14 protein-coding genes are annotated in these 14,873 nt (G+C 46.4%); 2 read left to right on the top strand and 12 right to left on the bottom strand.

Annotated elements, in window-relative coordinates; translation table 11 throughout:
• Positions 1-16 precede the first annotated feature (16 nt).
• From aroB to AB6805_RS25970, 6 genes are all read right to left on the bottom strand, one after another.
• Positions 17-1,042, bottom strand: coding sequence for a 3-dehydroquinate synthase (aroB, locus tag AB6805_RS25995; RefSeq protein WP_370912376.1), 1,026 nt, complete (start codon positions 1,040-1,042; stop codon positions 17-19).
• Between the two features lie 74 nt (positions 1,043-1,116).
• Positions 1,117-2,220, bottom strand: coding sequence for a chorismate mutase (locus tag AB6805_RS25990; RefSeq protein ID WP_227024498.1), 1,104 nt, complete (start codon positions 2,218-2,220; stop codon positions 1,117-1,119).
• A 33-nt stretch (positions 2,221-2,253) separates the two neighbouring features.
• Positions 2,254-3,096 (bottom strand): prephenate dehydrogenase, encoded by an 843-nt coding sequence (locus AB6805_RS25985; RefSeq protein WP_370912375.1) that lies wholly within the window; start codon positions 3,094-3,096, stop codon positions 2,254-2,256.
• Positions 3,093-4,256, bottom strand: a complete 1,164-nt coding sequence (locus tag AB6805_RS25980) for a pyridoxal phosphate-dependent aminotransferase (protein WP_370912374.1) — start codon at positions 4,254-4,256, stop codon at positions 3,093-3,095. Before AB6805_RS25980 ends, AB6805_RS25985 begins: the two co-directional genes overlap by 4 nt.
• An 8-nt stretch (positions 4,257-4,264) precedes the next feature.
• The gene (locus tag AB6805_RS25975; RefSeq protein ID WP_370912373.1) at positions 4,265-5,089 is read right to left on the bottom strand and encodes a prephenate dehydratase; all 825 of its coding nucleotides are present in this window, start codon (positions 5,087-5,089) and stop codon (positions 4,265-4,267) included.
• Positions 5,090-5,664: 575 nt separating this feature from the next.
• Positions 5,665-5,898, bottom strand: a complete 234-nt coding sequence (locus tag AB6805_RS25970; RefSeq protein WP_370912372.1) for a hypothetical protein — start codon at positions 5,896-5,898, stop codon at positions 5,665-5,667.
• A gap of 131 nt (positions 5,899-6,029) precedes the next feature.
• On the opposite strand from AB6805_RS25970, the gene AB6805_RS25965 reads away from it, so the two are divergent.
• Together AB6805_RS25965 and AB6805_RS25960 are read left to right on the top strand one after the other, a co-directional pair.
• Positions 6,030-6,605 (top strand): RNA polymerase sigma factor, encoded by a 576-nt coding sequence (locus AB6805_RS25965; RefSeq protein ID WP_370912371.1) that lies wholly within the window; start codon positions 6,030-6,032, stop codon positions 6,603-6,605.
• Positions 6,580-7,713 carry a S1C family serine protease gene (locus AB6805_RS25960; RefSeq protein WP_370912370.1) on the top strand — a complete coding sequence of 378 codons (1,134 nt, stop codon included), beginning with the start codon at positions 6,580-6,582 and terminating at the stop codon, positions 7,711-7,713. The genes AB6805_RS25965 and AB6805_RS25960 overlap by 26 nt, the downstream gene beginning before the upstream one ends.
• Before the next feature lie 76 nt (positions 7,714-7,789).
• Here the strand turns inward: AB6805_RS25960 and AB6805_RS25955 are convergent, their stop codons facing one another.
• The 6 genes from AB6805_RS25955 to AB6805_RS25930 form a co-directional block, all read right to left on the bottom strand.
• Positions 7,790-8,506 carry a carboxypeptidase-like regulatory domain-containing protein gene (locus AB6805_RS25955; protein ID WP_370912369.1) on the bottom strand — a complete coding sequence of 239 codons (717 nt, stop codon included), beginning with the start codon at positions 8,504-8,506 and terminating at the stop codon, positions 7,790-7,792.
• 181 nt (positions 8,507-8,687) lie between these two features.
• On the bottom strand, positions 8,688-8,873 hold the full coding sequence (locus AB6805_RS25950) for a CsbD family protein (RefSeq protein WP_370912368.1): 186 nt from the start codon (positions 8,871-8,873) through the stop codon (positions 8,688-8,690).
• Positions 8,874-8,954: 81 nt separating this feature from the next.
• Entirely contained in the window at positions 8,955-9,908 is a 954-nt protein-coding gene (locus tag AB6805_RS25945) for an aldose 1-epimerase (protein ID WP_370912367.1), read from the bottom strand.
• Between the two features lie 111 nt (positions 9,909-10,019).
• A complete protein-coding gene (gene xylA / locus AB6805_RS25940; protein ID WP_370912366.1) occupies positions 10,020-11,348 on the bottom strand; it encodes a xylose isomerase in 1,329 nt (442 codons plus the stop codon).
• 46 nt (positions 11,349-11,394) lie between these two features.
• Positions 11,395-12,873: a xylulokinase gene (locus AB6805_RS25935; RefSeq protein WP_370912365.1), complete on the bottom strand. Its 1,479-nt coding sequence runs from the start codon at positions 12,871-12,873 to the stop codon at positions 11,395-11,397.
• Positions 12,874-12,968: 95 nt separating this feature from the next.
• Positions 12,969-14,654 (bottom strand): sodium/sugar symporter, encoded by a 1,686-nt coding sequence (locus AB6805_RS25930; protein ID WP_370912364.1) that lies wholly within the window; start codon positions 14,652-14,654, stop codon positions 12,969-12,971.
• Between the last annotated feature and the right edge of the window lie 219 nt (positions 14,655-14,873).

Below are 14,873 nucleotides of genomic sequence, written 5' to 3'. Positions count from 1 at the left end.
TTGATTAGAAAAAAATTTACAATTCCTGCAGTAACAACTTCAGTTCTGCAATGGGAACGGGCATGGTGGTTGCTTTCCCGATCTGTTCCAGCAACACAAAATGTATTACATCTTTCTCCCGTTTTTTATCCAGTTTAAAGATGTCGAACACCGCGTCTTTATCTGAATTAAAAGCTACGGGCAGCTGGTAATCGCTGATTAGTTTTATCAGGCGGATGGTTTGATCTGCCGGCAGGTTCATCAGCTTTTCCGAAAAGCGGGCAGCTGCTACCATTCCTATCGCTACGGCTTTACCATGCGCTATATGTTCGAGCTTTTCCACGGCATGCCCGAGGGTATGACCAAAGTTGAGCCATCTGCGGGGACCGTTTTCCAGCTCATCTTCCAGTACGACTTTCGTTTTTGCTGCTACCGATTTTTCCACCAGGTATTGCAGTACTTCCACATCACGGGCCAGTGCTTTCTCCCTGTTATTTTCGAGATAATCAAACAGCGTGGCATCCATGATACAAGCGTATTTGACAATTTCAGCAAAACCATTGTGCCATTCTTCTGCCGGCATGGTGAGAGGCAGGGTATAATCGAAGAGGATAAACTCTGGCTGGCGGATAATGCCCAGCAGGTTTTTCTGTTTACCATGACTCACCCCGTTCTTTCCGCCAATGGAGGCATCTACCTGCGCCAATAAGGTGGTAGGTACAAAGCCAAAAGGAATGCCGCGCATGTATATGCTGGCGGCAAATCCTGCCACATCGGTGAGCATTCCGCCACCAATACCTACCAGCGTGGTTTTGCGGTCGGCTTCGAAAGCAATAAGACCATCGATGATCTTATCTACCGTAGCCATATTCTTTAATTCTTCACCGGAGGGCACCACAATCTTGTTCCAGTTGTGCAGATGATGACCGTGATAGTATTCTACATTTTCATCAATTACCAATACGGCCCTGTGACGGTTTACATGATTGCCCAACTCCATCAGGCTTGCTCCTAAAAAATAGGTAGTTTCCTGTTGTTGAAACTGGTGGGTTTGTATGAGCATGGAGCGATTAGCTTTAGCTGTCAGAAAAACTACTGCCGGCTGTTGTGATTGTCAACAGCCGGCGGCTGATGGATCTACTTATCTTCGTTCATTACTTTGTTCTGGCGGTTGATGGATTCCAGGTGAACTGCATCGAAATATTTCACGATGAAGTCTTTGGTCAGACCCAGTTTCTCGCCCTTAGACACGGCGCGGTCCAGGATTTCATTCCAGCGGTTTGTCTGCAGGATGGTGATGTTATTTTCTTTCTTATACACACCGATCTTTTCTGCAATTTTCATACGGTTGCCGAGCAACAGCATAATTTCATCATCTACCTGGTTGATCTGCGCGCGCAGTTTTTCCAGTGCAGAGTTGAAATCTTTTTTATCGGAATGTTCCCTTCTCCAGGTGATACCATCCAGCAGGTCTGCTAATTTTTCAGGCGTGATCTGTTGTTTAGCATCGCTCCAAGCGTTATCCGGATCTACGTGTGTTTCCAGCATCAGGCCATCGTAGTCGAGGTCGATGGCTTCCTGGGAAACTTCCTGCAGGATATCGCGGCGGCCGGAGATATGCGAAGGATCGCAGATCATTGGCAGTTCAGGCATACGGCGTTTCAGCTCAATAGCCAGGTGCCACATAGGTGCATTACGGTATTGGGTGTTGCCATAGCTGGAGAAGCCACGGTGAATTAAACCAACTTTATTGATACCTGCTTTCTGGATTCTTTCCACGGCGCCAATCCACAGTTCCAGGTCAGGATTGATAGGATTCTTAATTAAAACAGTAGTATCCACACCTCTCAGTGCATCGGCTACTTCCTGTACAGAGAAAGGGTTTACGGTAGTACGTGCGCCTACCCACAGAATATCCACACCGAAATGCAGCGCGTCTTCCACTTGTTTGGCAGTAGCTACTTCCACCGCCAGTGGCAGGCCGGTGATTTCACGGGCTTTTTGCAGCCATGCCAAACCCTTTGTACCGATGCCTTCGAAAGAACCGGGGCGGGTACGGGGTTTCCAGATACCGGCGCGTAAAACGTCCACTTTACCTGTTTTTTGCAGGGCCAGTGCGGTGGCTAATACCTGCTCTTCGGTTTCTGCACTGCAGGGTCCGGAAATGATCAACGGCTTTTTATCGGAAGACGGATCGGAGAATTTTGTTTTAGATAATATCTGTTCCATTGTCTGTACCATAGTATTGAAGTTAAGTAGATTATCAGAATTTAGTTATTTCAGGATCTTCCTGATTTTATTGGATTTTTGAATCAATTTGTAAAAGGTGTCGTAGTCTTCGTTTTCCAGCAATGTTTTCATTTGCTGTAACTGGCTGATGTGTTCTTCCAGTACGTCGAGTACATTGTTCCGGTTGTGTTTGAAGATAGGTACCCACATATCCGGGGAGCTTTTCGCCAACCGCACGGTGGATTCAAAACCACCGCTCGCCAGTTCGAAGATGCGTCCTGACTCCTTCTCTTTCTTCAGCACGGTTAAGGCCAGTGCAAAAGAAGTGATGTGGGAAATGTGGGATACATAAGCGGTGTGCAGGTCATGTTCTTCCGCATTCATATATACGGTGCGCATCTGCAGCCGGTCTACCATGTTTTCCACTACTTCAAGTGCGTCTTCATCGCTGTTTTTCACATCACAGAGCACCATCGTTTTGTTAACGAAGAGATTGCGTACAGCAGCATCGGGGCCGGAATACTCGGTGCCGGCCATCGGGTGGGCCGCTACAAAGCGTCCTCTGTTGGGATGACCGGCAACGAGTTGCAGTATTTTTTCTTTGGTAGAACCTACATCCATAATCACCTGGCCGGGGCGTGCTTTATCCATGATGGCGGGCAGGGCCTGCAGCACTGCATCCACCGGGATGGCCAGTATTACCAGGCCGGAGCGATTCATGGCATCCTCCAGGCTCGCGCCTTCATCAATGATGTTCAGCTCCAGCGCCCGTTGCAGGTGCTCCTGGTTCTGATCCACCCCGATGATCCGCTCCGCCACGCCTTTTTCCTTCAGCGTGATGGCGAGCGAGCCGCCGATTAAACCCGTTCCTATTATTGTTGCAATCATTTTACGTTGGTTTTGATACGTTCTATCGCTTCCTGGAAAACCTTTTCATCCTGGCATAAACTCACCCTGATATAGCCGTTACCGTTACTTCCGAATATTCCTCCCGGAGTAATGAATACACGTGCCTTTTGCAGTATTTCATCAGTGAGCGTATAGCCGTTTTCGTTAGTGGATGGTATCTTCGCCCAAACGAACATACCTACCTGGTTTTTATCGTAGGTGCAATGCAGCAGGTCCAGTAACTGGAATACTTTTTCCCTGCGTGCACGGTAAATTTTATTTAAGTCGTCGTACCAGTCTTTTCCCAGCTGCAGTGCTTTTACAGCGGCCATCTGCATAGGCTGGAACATACCGGAATCCATATTGCTTTTGAAGCGCAGCACCTGTGCAATCCATTCTGCCTTGCCCACCAGCATACCGATACGCCATCCGGCCATATTGGATGATTTGCTGAGGGAGTTCAGCTCCAGCACCACATCCTTAGCACCTTCAAACTGCAGCAGGCTTTCGGGTTGTTCATTCAGGATGAAGCTGTACGGATTATCATGACAGATGAGGATGTTATGTTGTTTAGCGAAAGCGATGAGCTTTGCGGCAAATTCCCTGTTTACTTTTGCGCCGGTAGGCATATGCGGATAGTTTACCCACATCAGTTTCACGCGGCTCAGATCTTTCTGTGCCAGGGCATCCAGGTCCGGCAGCCAGCTGTTTTCTTCTGTCAGGTCATAATCAACAACAGTAGCGCCACTCAGGTTCACTGCGGAGCGGTAGGTAGGGTAACCCGGGTTAGGGATTAGGGCCTCATCACCTTCCTGCAGGTAAGTCATGCAGATATGCATAATCCCTTCTTTGGAACCTATCAGCGGCAATACTTCCGTATCCGGGTTCAGGGTTACGTTGTAATAGCGTTGGTACCAGTCTGCCATTGCTTTACGCAGGGCGGGAATGCCTTTGTATCCCTGGTAGTTGTGCGTATTCGGCAAAGCAGCATTTTCGTTCAATGCAGCCACCACTGAAGGATGAGGAGGCAGATCCGGACTTCCGATACCGAGGTTGATCACCTTTGTACCGGTTTGGTTCATTTCCTCAATTTCCCTGAGTTTTTTGGAGAAGTAGTATTCTTCTGTGCCTTGTAATCTTTTAGCAACCTGTATCTGCATAAAACTGATTAATGTGTTTTTCCTTTTTTATAAATACCCAGCACTTTCAGGTGTTCTGTGAGTGGCTCTATTTTCGATAATGCTTTTTCGAAGTGAGCGGCGTTATCAAATTCCATGTCGGCGTGGAAGTAATAATTCCATTCTTTTGCCGGGATCGGAAAGGATTGCAGCTTCGACAAGTTGATGCCGGCCACTGCAATTTGGGTAAGTACTTTGGCCAAACTGCCCCTGTCGTGGCTCGTTTGAAAGTATACAGATGCTTTGTTAGCGTCTTCCGGCGTAGCAATGGGCGTACGGGATACTGCCAGAAAGCGGGTATAATTATTTTTATTGGTGTGGATATTAGGCGCTATGATATCCAGTTCAAAGATTTCGGCGGCCAGTTTACCTGCAATAGCAGCCGTACTTTTCAGTTTCTTCTGTCTTACATGCTTGGCGCTGAGGGCGGTATCTTCTGTTTCCACCAGTTTGATATGCGGATATTTTTCCAGGAAATCCATACACTGCAAAAGGGCCATCGGGTGGGAATGCACTTCCCTGATATCTTCCATTGTTTGCCCGGGCAACACCATGAGATGCTGGTTGATCTGGAGATAAATTTCACCGGTGATATGCAGACCGGAGTTTTTAATGAGACTGTAGTTTGGTAAGATGCTACCGGCAATTGAGTTTTCGATGGCCATCATACCTGCATCCACATCGGTTTGTTGTTTTGCTTTTTTAACCAGTTCTGCAAAGGAGGCACAGCATTCTATTTCAGTTTGTTTACCGAAATACCCCTGGGCAGCAACCTGGTGAAAAGATCCTTCAAACCCCTGTATGGCAATTTTCATGTGTATGTGATTGATTTTATTCAGTTATAGTTGCTACAGCAACTAGCTATTTAAAACAGAAAGGGTCCCGATCCGGGACCCTTTGCGCTGTACTTTTATATGTAAGTATGTTATTGCAAACGAGTCCCCTGCTTCTTCGCATAAAAGAAGTAAGAGAAGTAATAAAAAAAGTATTTGCCTGAAACTGGCTGTAACATATACTTATTTGTTTGTTGGCATCCACTGCCGGTTCATGGTATTAAAAAAGGCCTTCCGGTTCCGGAAGGCCTTTTTGTAGTTCTTTTATCTTTTACAAACGACCTCCCTATTTCTGGTACCAGAAATAATAAAAGCTAAAAAAGCCGAAAGAGGTTTGCTGCGTCATATTATTATTTGTTACTCGTTTTGAGTGTAGGACAAAAATACGGCACGATTTTAATTATCCAAGGGCTAATATCAAAAAATATGCTTTTTTTAATAATAAAGGTCGTTTATTGAATAACTTTCAAAGAAACATATTTCCGTAACCAAAAACAGGGCATAAAAAAACCGTTCAGGCCAAGCCGGAACGGTTAATTATAAGTTCTAAAGTCAGATTAGTGATGAGCAGCAGCTGAATCAACAGTTTTAGCAGTAGAATCAACAGTTGCTTTTGCAGCGTCAGCTACAGAGTCAACAGCTGAAGTAGCTACCTGAGCAGCTGAATCGATAGAAGCACCAGCAGCGCTAGCAGTAGAGTCAGTACCATTTTCAGTTTTTGCACCACCGCAAGCAACTGCGAACAGACCGAAAGACAGAGCTAAGAAACCAATTTTGATTACGTTCTTCATGTTACAATTATTTAAGTTGTTTTTGAATGATTTAACCTTTATACCGGGATCACCTAAAAGGTAACCCAAACTTTTAAAAATATTTTTTTTCGCTACTTTGGGTTACCAAATGCCTAATAACTGTATTAAGAGTGAAGCAAAATCAAGACATAACAAGAGACCGGGAATTATTGCTGGGACTGGCAAAAGGCGAGGATAAGTCATTGGAAATCATCTATTCTGAGAATTTTCCGGTGGTATTACGAATGATCCTTCAGCATAATGGCTCCGAAGATGACGCAAAAGACGTGTTCCAGGAGGCCATTATAGTATTATATGAAAAGGTACAAACCAGTGATTTTACTTTAAGCAGCAGGCTAAAAACCTTTCTTTATTCGGTTTGCCGCCATCTGTGGCTTAAAAAAGTTCACCGTACCTACGGATTATATGCTTTAACGCCTGAACTGGAAGAAGTGATTCCGGCCACGGAAGAGCTGGAAGAGCACGATGCAAGGGATCAGGAATTCAGGATCATGGAAGGGGCAATGAGCAGTATTGGTCAACCCTGCCAAACCATCCTGGAAGATTATTATCTGCATAAAAAATCTATGCAGGAAATAGCGGAAAAGTTCGGATACACCAATGCTGAAAACGCCAAGAACCAGAAGTATAAGTGCCTGATGCGGTTGAAGAAGTTATTTTTTGATCAATACAAAACACCACTATAAGCAGAAAGCAGCCATGAAAGAAGACATGATCTTATTACGTGAAATTGAGCGTTACCTGGAAGGGGAAATGAGCGAACAGGAAAAAACTGCTTTCGAAACTTTACGTCATACCAATCCCTTGGTTAACAAACAGGTAGAAGAACATCAACTGTTCCTTCAGCACCTGGATAATTACGGCAAACGCCAACAGTTACAGGCAAAGCTCAACCAGATACATCAACAACTGGATATGCCAAGCCTCCGCAAACAGGCACAGGAAGAAAACCAGACTGCAAGAAGATTAACCATCCGTCGCAGAACGATCACCAACCTGGCTGCCGCCGCCTGTATAGCACTGGTTACTTCTTTATCCACCATTGCGATCATACAGAATGTATCTAAAAGTAAATCAACTGCACAATACGAAGATGTAAGAAGGGTGCTGAATAATATTCAGCGTTCCCAGAATGCACTCATCAACGATATGAACAGCAAGAGCCGGGCTCCGTTAAACCCCGGCACCTATGGAGGTACCGGTTTCGCGGTATCCGGTAATGGCTACATCGTTACCAACTATCACGTAGTAGCAGGCGCCGACTCCGTATATGTTCAGAATAATAAAGGAGAAGCTTTTAAAGCCATCAGCATATTTGAAGATATTTCCAGTGACCTGGCAATACTGAAGATTGCAGATTCTACTTTTAAAAGTCAGCCCCTTCCTTATGCTTTGAAACCACAAAGCGTGAAACTGGGCGAAGAAGTATTCACCATGGGCTTCCCCCGCGATGAAATTGTTTATGGCAAAGGTTATATCAGCGCCAAAACAGGTTTTAACGGGGATACCACTGCCTACCAGGTATCTATCCCGGTGAACCCGGGCAACAGCGGCGCCCCCCTGCTGGATAGCAAAGGGGATGTAGTGGGAATAGTAACCGGCAAACAAACTACCTCCGATGGTATCGCCTTTGCGGTAAAATCTGCCCACCTCAAACACCTGCTGGATGAGATGCCAAAAGACAAACAAACCAGGAAAGATTGGAATCATAAGAGCCACCTGGAAGGAATGAACCGGGTAGATCAGATTAAGAAACTGGAGGACTTTGTATATATGGTGAAGGTGTATAATTGAAACAACACCTATTAACATAAAAAAGCGCGGGATATAACAATTGTTATATCCCGCGCTTTTTTATGTTCCAGCCTGGTTACTTCTTCAGCCAGGCTTTGTATTTATCAGTAATCCAGTACAGCAGATCGTTGTTGTTAATGGTACGCATGGTATTATAATCAGGATAATTATCCCTCATAAACAACTGGAGTGAGTCGCCTTTAAGCCCTGTTACCCGGCTTACCAATACCGGCGTAAAGCGGGAGTCTATAAACTTCTCCTTTTCCATCTTCTCATAATTCTCTTTAAACTGCCGTTTTTGTTTTTCTTTTTTGGAGAAACGGGTAATCGGACTAAACACAATACCAGCACCTTCAGGCGTACTACCGCCTGCCAGTGGCTTGTTTGGATTATCCAGGATATAACCGTACTGGTTACGTCTTTCCATTGAATCTATCTGGTAAGGACTGTACTGGGAGGTGATTTCCACTCCTTTCAGGAATTTACCGGCAGATTCCATCACCACGTTAATAGTTTGGGTGCCGGAAGTTTGGGTAACGATGATCGTATCCGGCTTGTACCCTACGAAAGTAACCACGAGCCGGTCGTTGCGGGAGGCTGATATCCTGTAATACCCTCCCTGGTCAGAAAGCGACCGCTTCCCGGAGTTGAGATTGCTGACGGTGGCATAGGGCAGCACCAGCTTGTTGCTGTCTGAAATCATCCCGGTAACAGTCACCTGGGCCTGTACCTTTGGAGCAAATGCCATACTGAATATACAGCCTAGTGCTATGATGCGCATGAAAACCTTCATATAAAATATAATAATTTTTACAGCTGAATCCCTTCCACTCTTTACAAACAGATCAGTATAGACATTGTTCATCTACCCTAATGAAGTACAAATTAAAGAAAATGCCACGGTGTTTTAAAAACAAATCCTTCCACCCCGGGGGCGGAAGGATCGTTGTATTTAAAATTTCAGGTTGTACCAATCAGGCAGACTTCAGTAAATCGATCACTTCATCCCGGCTTTTACCCAATTTCTGCTGCAATTTTCCGATCAACTTATCTTCCTGTCCTTCTTCATACAACAGGTCATCGTCGGTCAGGTCTGCATACTGTTGTTTCAGGGTACCTTTTATTTCGTTCCACTTTCCTTTGATCTGTAACTTGTCCATAATCTTTCAATTTATATGGTGATATAATCGGGTTACTTATGAACAAGGAAGAGCCAAAGAATATGCCATCACCCGGTTATTTTATAATGATACCTGGATGCGGGTACTGAAAACCCTGCTTTCGCCGGCAGCCAGCTGAACCAGTCCGAGCCCGTTGTTAAAGGCATCCGGGGCGCCGCTGAGGTTTTCTACAGCGATGCTGGTACGGTGCGGTGGAATATATATCTGCAGGATGGGGTAGCTATTTTCGGGATAGAAGGCAATGTTGATATTTTTCTTCGGATCGTGGATCGTGGCCAGCGGTTGTGGCTTTGTGAGATCCAGTACAAAGGAATTATCCAGCTCTACGCCTTTCAACACCTTTCCTTCCACAAATTCGGTATATGGCAAAACTTTTCCGGTAGGCAGCAGTTTTTCATTGAACTCCACTATCTCTTTGGAAGCGAAGGTGAGTACCAGCTCATCTACGGGCGTACCGGTGCTGAAGTATGGATGCCAGCCATCCATCACGGGAATGGCAACGCCACTCTTATTTACGAGCGTGGTATTCAGCTGCAGGTTGTTGCCGGCCCGCAGGATAAAGGTAGCGATGCAGTCGTATGCAAAGGGGTACCCTGCATCATCGGTTTGTTTAAAATGATGGGTAAGGGTTACCGATGCCTGCTGGTCATCTGCCTGTTGCGCTGTTACGGTAAAGGGCGCATCGTATAATAAGCCGTGGATAGCATTTCCGGGTGCCAATGTTTTTTGGATGGTGTAGGGTTTGCCTTCCCAGGTATATTGTGCATCCTTCATGCGGCATGCATAGGGACTGAGTTTTACGCTTTTGAAACTGGTGCGGAGATTTGCTTCCAGGTCGGCGATATCTTTGTAACTATCTATCAGGTTCAGTGGTCCTGTTGTATGCTTTACTTTGAAAGCATGCAGCAATGCGCCGAAAGAAGGAATTATTTCCACCTGTGTACCTGCTTCGAGATCCTGGAGCGCAATGATGTCAAATCCTGCCTCTTGAAAAGAATGGATGCCAAATTTCATTGTTCATTATTTTGGAAGAAAAATAAAACATTTTGGGATTTTACTTTGGGATTATTTGGTAACAGCCATTTGTTGCTACCGGTAATACCAAAGCAAAATCCCAATAGTATATTAGATGCTTGCGTTGATCAGGTTTTCCAGCCATTCCTGTTTGCCGCTGGTTTGTTTTGGTTCTCCGTTTGCCACTGCAAAATTGCGGAGGTCTTCCAATGTAAGTTTACCCGATTCAAATTCCTGTCCTTTACCGCTGTCGAAAGAAGCGTACCGGTCCTGGCGGAATTTTTTATACGGTGTGGCGGTCAATACTTTTTCTGCCACGATAGCAGCTCTTGCGAAAGTATCGATGCCACCTATGTGTGCGTGGAAGATATCTTCCAGGTCGGTGGAGTTACGACGGGTTTTTGCGTCGAAGTTTACGCCGCCGCCGGCAAATCCGCCAGCTTCGAGAATAACCAGCATGCTTTCAATGAGGTCGTTGAGGTTGGTGGGAAACTGATCGGTATCCCAGCCATTTTGTGCATCGCCGCGGTTAGCGTCGATGCTCCCCAGCATCCCGGCATCTACGGCCACCTGCAGTTCGTGCTGGAAGGTATGGCCTGCGAGTGTTGCGTGGTTTACTTCGAGGTTCAGTTTGAAATCTTTATCGAGACCAAACTGGCGCAGGAAGCCGATCACTGTGGCTGCATCATAATCGTACTGGTGTTTGGTAGGTTCGCAGGGTTTAGGCTCTATAAAGAAGGTGCCTTTAAAACCCTGTGCCCTCGCGTAATCGCGGGCCATGCCCAGGAAACGGCCCAGGTGTTCCTGTTCGCGTTTCATATTGGTGTTGAGCAGGGTCATATAACCTTCACGACCGCCCCAGAATACATAGTTTTCGCCGCCCAGTGCGATGGTGGCATCCAGTGAATTTTTCACCTGGGTACCTGCATAGGCTAATACGGCGAAATCAGGATTGGTAGCAGCGCCGTTCATATAGCGCGGGTTACTGAATACATTGGCAGTGCCCCATAACAGTTTCACACCGCTGGCCTGTTGCTTTTGTTTGGCGTAGGCAACGATCTGCTGCATGCGGCTTTCATATTCTGCGATGTTGGCGCCTTCGTCTACCAGATCTATGTCATGAAAGCAGTAGTAAGGAAGCCCCATTTTGGTGATGAACTCAAAAGCTGCGTCCATCTTGTCTTTAGCACTCTGATTCGCATCCGGGGAAGCGAGCCAAGGGAATTGTTTGGTACCGGGACCAAAAGGATCACCACCTGTTCCGCAGAAGGTATGCCAGTAGGACACGGCAAAACGGAACAGCTCTTTCATGGATTTACCCGCGATGAGGCGGTTTTCATCATACCATTTATACGCCAGCGGGTTATCTGACTGTGGTCCTTCAAACTGTATTTTACCAATCCCTTTGAAATACTCGTTGTTTCCTAATGTAATACTCATAACTAATATGGTTTTTTAAAATGCCAGATCTACTTATATGTTTCCGTTAATGCATCAGGGTACGGAGACCGTTCAGCCAGTTGCCGTAAACATCCCTGTATTGTGATTGCAGGGCGGTATCCGGTTCTATTACTGCGAGGCATTCCATGCCGCGGAAAGCATCTGCCATGCTCACATAACCGGCGCCTATTGCTGCGCCGCGGGCTGCGCCCTGTGCTCCATCTGTATTATATAGTTCTATCACAACATTGGCGGTATTGGCAAAAGCTTCCCGGAATAAGGGGCTGAGGAACATGTTGGCATGTCCGGCTCTTACGCGGTGGATGCTGAGGTCCATTTCAGCCATGATATCCATGCCATAGTTGAGACCGAACACGATGCCTTCCTGTACTGCACGCATAATGTGCGCGCGGCTGTGGCGGTTGAACTCAAGGTTGCGGAGGGTAGCGCCGAGGCTCCTGTTTTCCAGGATGCGTTCCGCACCATTGCCAAAAGGAAATACCTGCAGGCCGTTGGCGCCTATCGGCGCCTGTTGCGCCAGGGTATTCATTTCGGGATACGTGATATCACCTACCAGGTTTTTGAGCCAGCTGTTGGCAATGCCGGTACCATTGAGGCACATGAGCACCCCATTTCTCGTATGGGCGTTGTCGTTATTCACATGTACAAACGTGTTGACGCGGCTTTGCTGGTCGAAGCTGTTTTTATCGTGCACAGCATATACTACGCCCGAGGTGCCTGCTGTGGTGGCGGCTTCGCCGGGTTGCAGCACATTGAGAGAAAAAGCATTGTTGGGCTGATCGCCGGCGCGGTAGGTAACCGGTGTGCCGGGCGCCAGTTTCAGTGTAGCAGCTGCTGCCGCGGTAAGCTGGCCCTGGATGCCGAACGTAGGTACGATGGCAGACAGCAGTTGTTCATCTATATTATAATACTTCAGTAATGCTTTGGAAACGGCATTTTCCTCAAAATCCCAGAAGGTACCTTCTGATAAGCCCGAGATGGTGGTGCAGGCTTCACCGGTTAATTTCATGGCAATGAAATCGCCGGGTAGCATTACTTTATGAATGCGTTCATAAATATGTGGTTCATTTTCCTGGATCCAGCGAAGCTTCGAGGCGGTAAAATTACCGGGTGAGTTCAGCAGGTGCTCCAGGCAGTATTGTTCGCCAAGTGCTTTAAAGGCAGTATTGCCGGTATTTACAGCGCGACTGTCGCACCAGATAATGGCCGGGCGCAGCACCTGCTGTTGTTTATCCACACACACCAATCCGTGCATCTGGTAGGCAATACCTATTCCTTTGATCTGAGCAGGATCTACTGTAAAGCGGTTCAGCAGCAGTTCCGTGGCGTGCACAATTTCCTTCCACCAGTTCCCGGGGTCTTGCTCTGCCCAGTCGGCATGTGGTACATCAATGGCCATCTCTTTTTCGGGGCAGGTGGCGGTGGCCACGCAGGCGCCGGTATCAGCGTTAAGCAATGCTGCTTTGATAGATGATGACCCAATATCGTATCCTATAAAGTACATAACGTGAGAAATTAACAATCTGAAAAAGGACCGGATATTTTACGACAGGAAAATGTCCTAAAATATCCGGATACCAAAATAATAAAATGTTCTTATTACCAGAATACAGTGTACAAGGCGATAAGGATACCTACAATTAGTAAGGCGCCCACGGTAAAGCCCAGGTTGGGTTTAAACATGCTGGCATCGATCGCAAGTCCTTTCGGATTGTTCACACTGCGTTTATCCGACAACGTGATAATGATCATACCCACTACGCACACTACAAACACCAGTCCCATACGATCGATGAAGGCCATTTCATATACCCCGCTGTCCGGGTTCAATGCGGCAAAGCCAAACTGATGCAAAGGCTCCAGGTTCACCCATGCCGGCATAAACTTCAGGAAGAAGGAAAGGAGTAAACCGCCTATCATTGCAAACATGGCTGCGCTGGAGGTTGTCCGCTTCCAGAAAAACCCGAGGGCAAACATGGCGAATACGCCCGGAGAAACAAAGCCGGTATATTCCTGGATAAACTGGAAACCACCTTTTTTGTCGATGCCAAGGAAGTTAGAGATCACGATAGCAATAATCATGGTGATAATTACTACGGCACGGCCCACGCCTACGATCTTCTTTTCGTCGGCATCTTTGTTATATATCTTCTTATAAATATCCAGGGAATAAATGGTGGAAATACTGTTGGCTTTACCTGCCAGGGAAGCCACCACTGCAGCTGTTAAAGCAGCAAACGCGAGCCCTTTTAAACCGGAAGGCAGGAGATTGAGCAATACCGGGTAAGCGTTATCCGGGTTCAGGGAACCGCCTTTCATCATGGATTGTGCAAAATCGCCGTGATTCTGGGCATACAGTACATAAGCCGCAATACCAGGTAATACTACGATCACCGGCATCAGGAGTTTCAGGAAGCCTGCAAACAGTAATCCCTGACGGGCAGTTTTCAGATCCGCACCCAATGCACGCTGCGTAATATACTGGTTACATCCCCAGTAGTTCAGGTTTACGATCCACATACCACCTATCAGCACGCTCAGGCCGGGCAGATCGAGGTACTTGGGATTCTCTTTATGAAGAATCATATGGAAATGATCGCTGGCGTGTTGCGTCATCAGGGAGAAGCCTCTTAATACGCCTTTTTCACCGAAGTGCTCAGACACCAGCTGTAATGCCAGGTAGGTAGTGGCTAATCCGCCGAGGATGAGGAAAAATACCTGTATCACATCCGTGTAGCCGATCACCTTCATCCCTCCCAGTGTAATGAGGATGGCGAAGAAGGCCAGCGCCACCATACACACATAGAAGTTAATACCGGAGATCGTGGACACCGCAAGGGCGCCAAGGTACAGGATAGAGGTAAGGTTTACCACCACATACAATAACAGCCAGAAAACGGCCATGATGGTACTTACTGTTTGATTATACCTGCGTTCCAGGAACTGGGGCATGGTATAGATCTTATTTTTCAGGTAAATAGGCAGGAAAAATACTGCCACCACGATGAGCGTAGCAGCCGCCATCCATTCGTAAGTGGAAATGGCCAGCCCCATACTGAACCCGTTTCCGGACATCCCGATAAACTGCTCCGCAGAAATGTTGGAAGCAATGAGTGAGGCGCCGATAGCCCACCAGGTAAGGGAACCTTCTGCCAGGAAAAAGTCTTTGGAATCCGTTGTGGTCTTCTTCTTTTTCTGATAGATATAGTAACCATAACCAGCCACTATTAAAAAATATACCAGGAATACCAGGTAATCAAAGATGTGTAAGGATTTTGTTTGCATAACGTTCAAACGTGGTTATAAAAAATTTAGCGGATCAATATACATAATAAATGTAAAAAATACGCTTACAATTATTTTTTTTGCGTGAAATAAAAAAACGCGAGGGCTGCCGCGGTTTACCGGGTGTTAAAACTATACATTTAAATTGCTCATCATAGTGCATTTATGTAAAAAGAAACAATTGATACCCTTTACTTTCACAAAAGGTACCTGTGAACG

It is taken from the genome of Chitinophaga sp. RCC_12, from assembly GCF_041360695.1.
GTDB lineage: Bacteria > Bacteroidota > Bacteroidia > Chitinophagales > Chitinophagaceae > Chitinophaga.
Note: the sequence above shows the minus strand (reverse complement) of the source record. Positions and strands in the feature narration are given on the sequence as shown.

Excerpts from the sequence above, each read along its gene's own strand:
- AB6805_RS25990 (WP_227024498.1), bottom strand. The coding sequence starts at position 2,220 with ATGGTACAGACAATGGAACAGATATTATCTAAAACAAAATTCTCCGAT.
- AB6805_RS25945 (WP_370912367.1), bottom strand. The coding sequence starts at position 9,908 with ATGAAATTTGGCATCCATTCTTTTCAAGAGGCAGGATTTGACATCATT.
- AB6805_RS25975 (WP_370912373.1), bottom strand. The coding sequence starts at position 5,089 with ATGAAAATTGCCATACAGGGGTTTGAAGGATCTTTTCACCAGGTTGCT.
- AB6805_RS25955 (WP_370912369.1), bottom strand. The coding sequence starts at position 8,506 with ATGAAGGTTTTCATGCGCATCATAGCACTAGGCTGTATATTCAGTATG.
- AB6805_RS25950 (WP_370912368.1), bottom strand. The coding sequence starts at position 8,873 with ATGGACAAGTTACAGATCAAAGGAAAGTGGAACGAAATAAAAGGTACC.
- AB6805_RS25985 (WP_370912375.1), bottom strand. The coding sequence starts at position 3,096 with ATGATTGCAACAATAATAGGAACGGGTTTAATCGGCGGCTCGCTCGCC.
- AB6805_RS25935 (WP_370912365.1), bottom strand. The coding sequence starts at position 12,873 with ATGTACTTTATAGGATACGATATTGGGTCATCATCTATCAAAGCAGCA.
- AB6805_RS25980 (WP_370912374.1), bottom strand. The coding sequence starts at position 4,256 with ATGCAGATACAGGTTGCTAAAAGATTACAAGGCACAGAAGAATACTAC.
- AB6805_RS25970 (WP_370912372.1), bottom strand. The coding sequence starts at position 5,898 with ATGAAGAACGTAATCAAAATTGGTTTCTTAGCTCTGTCTTTCGGTCTG.
- aroB (WP_370912376.1), bottom strand. The coding sequence starts at position 1,042 with ATGCTCATACAAACCCACCAGTTTCAACAACAGGAAACTACCTATTTT.
- AB6805_RS25930 (WP_370912364.1), bottom strand. The coding sequence starts at position 14,654 with ATGCAAACAAAATCCTTACACATCTTTGATTACCTGGTATTCCTGGTA.
- xylA (WP_370912366.1), bottom strand. The coding sequence starts at position 11,348 with ATGAGTATTACATTAGGAAACAACGAGTATTTCAAAGGGATTGGTAAA.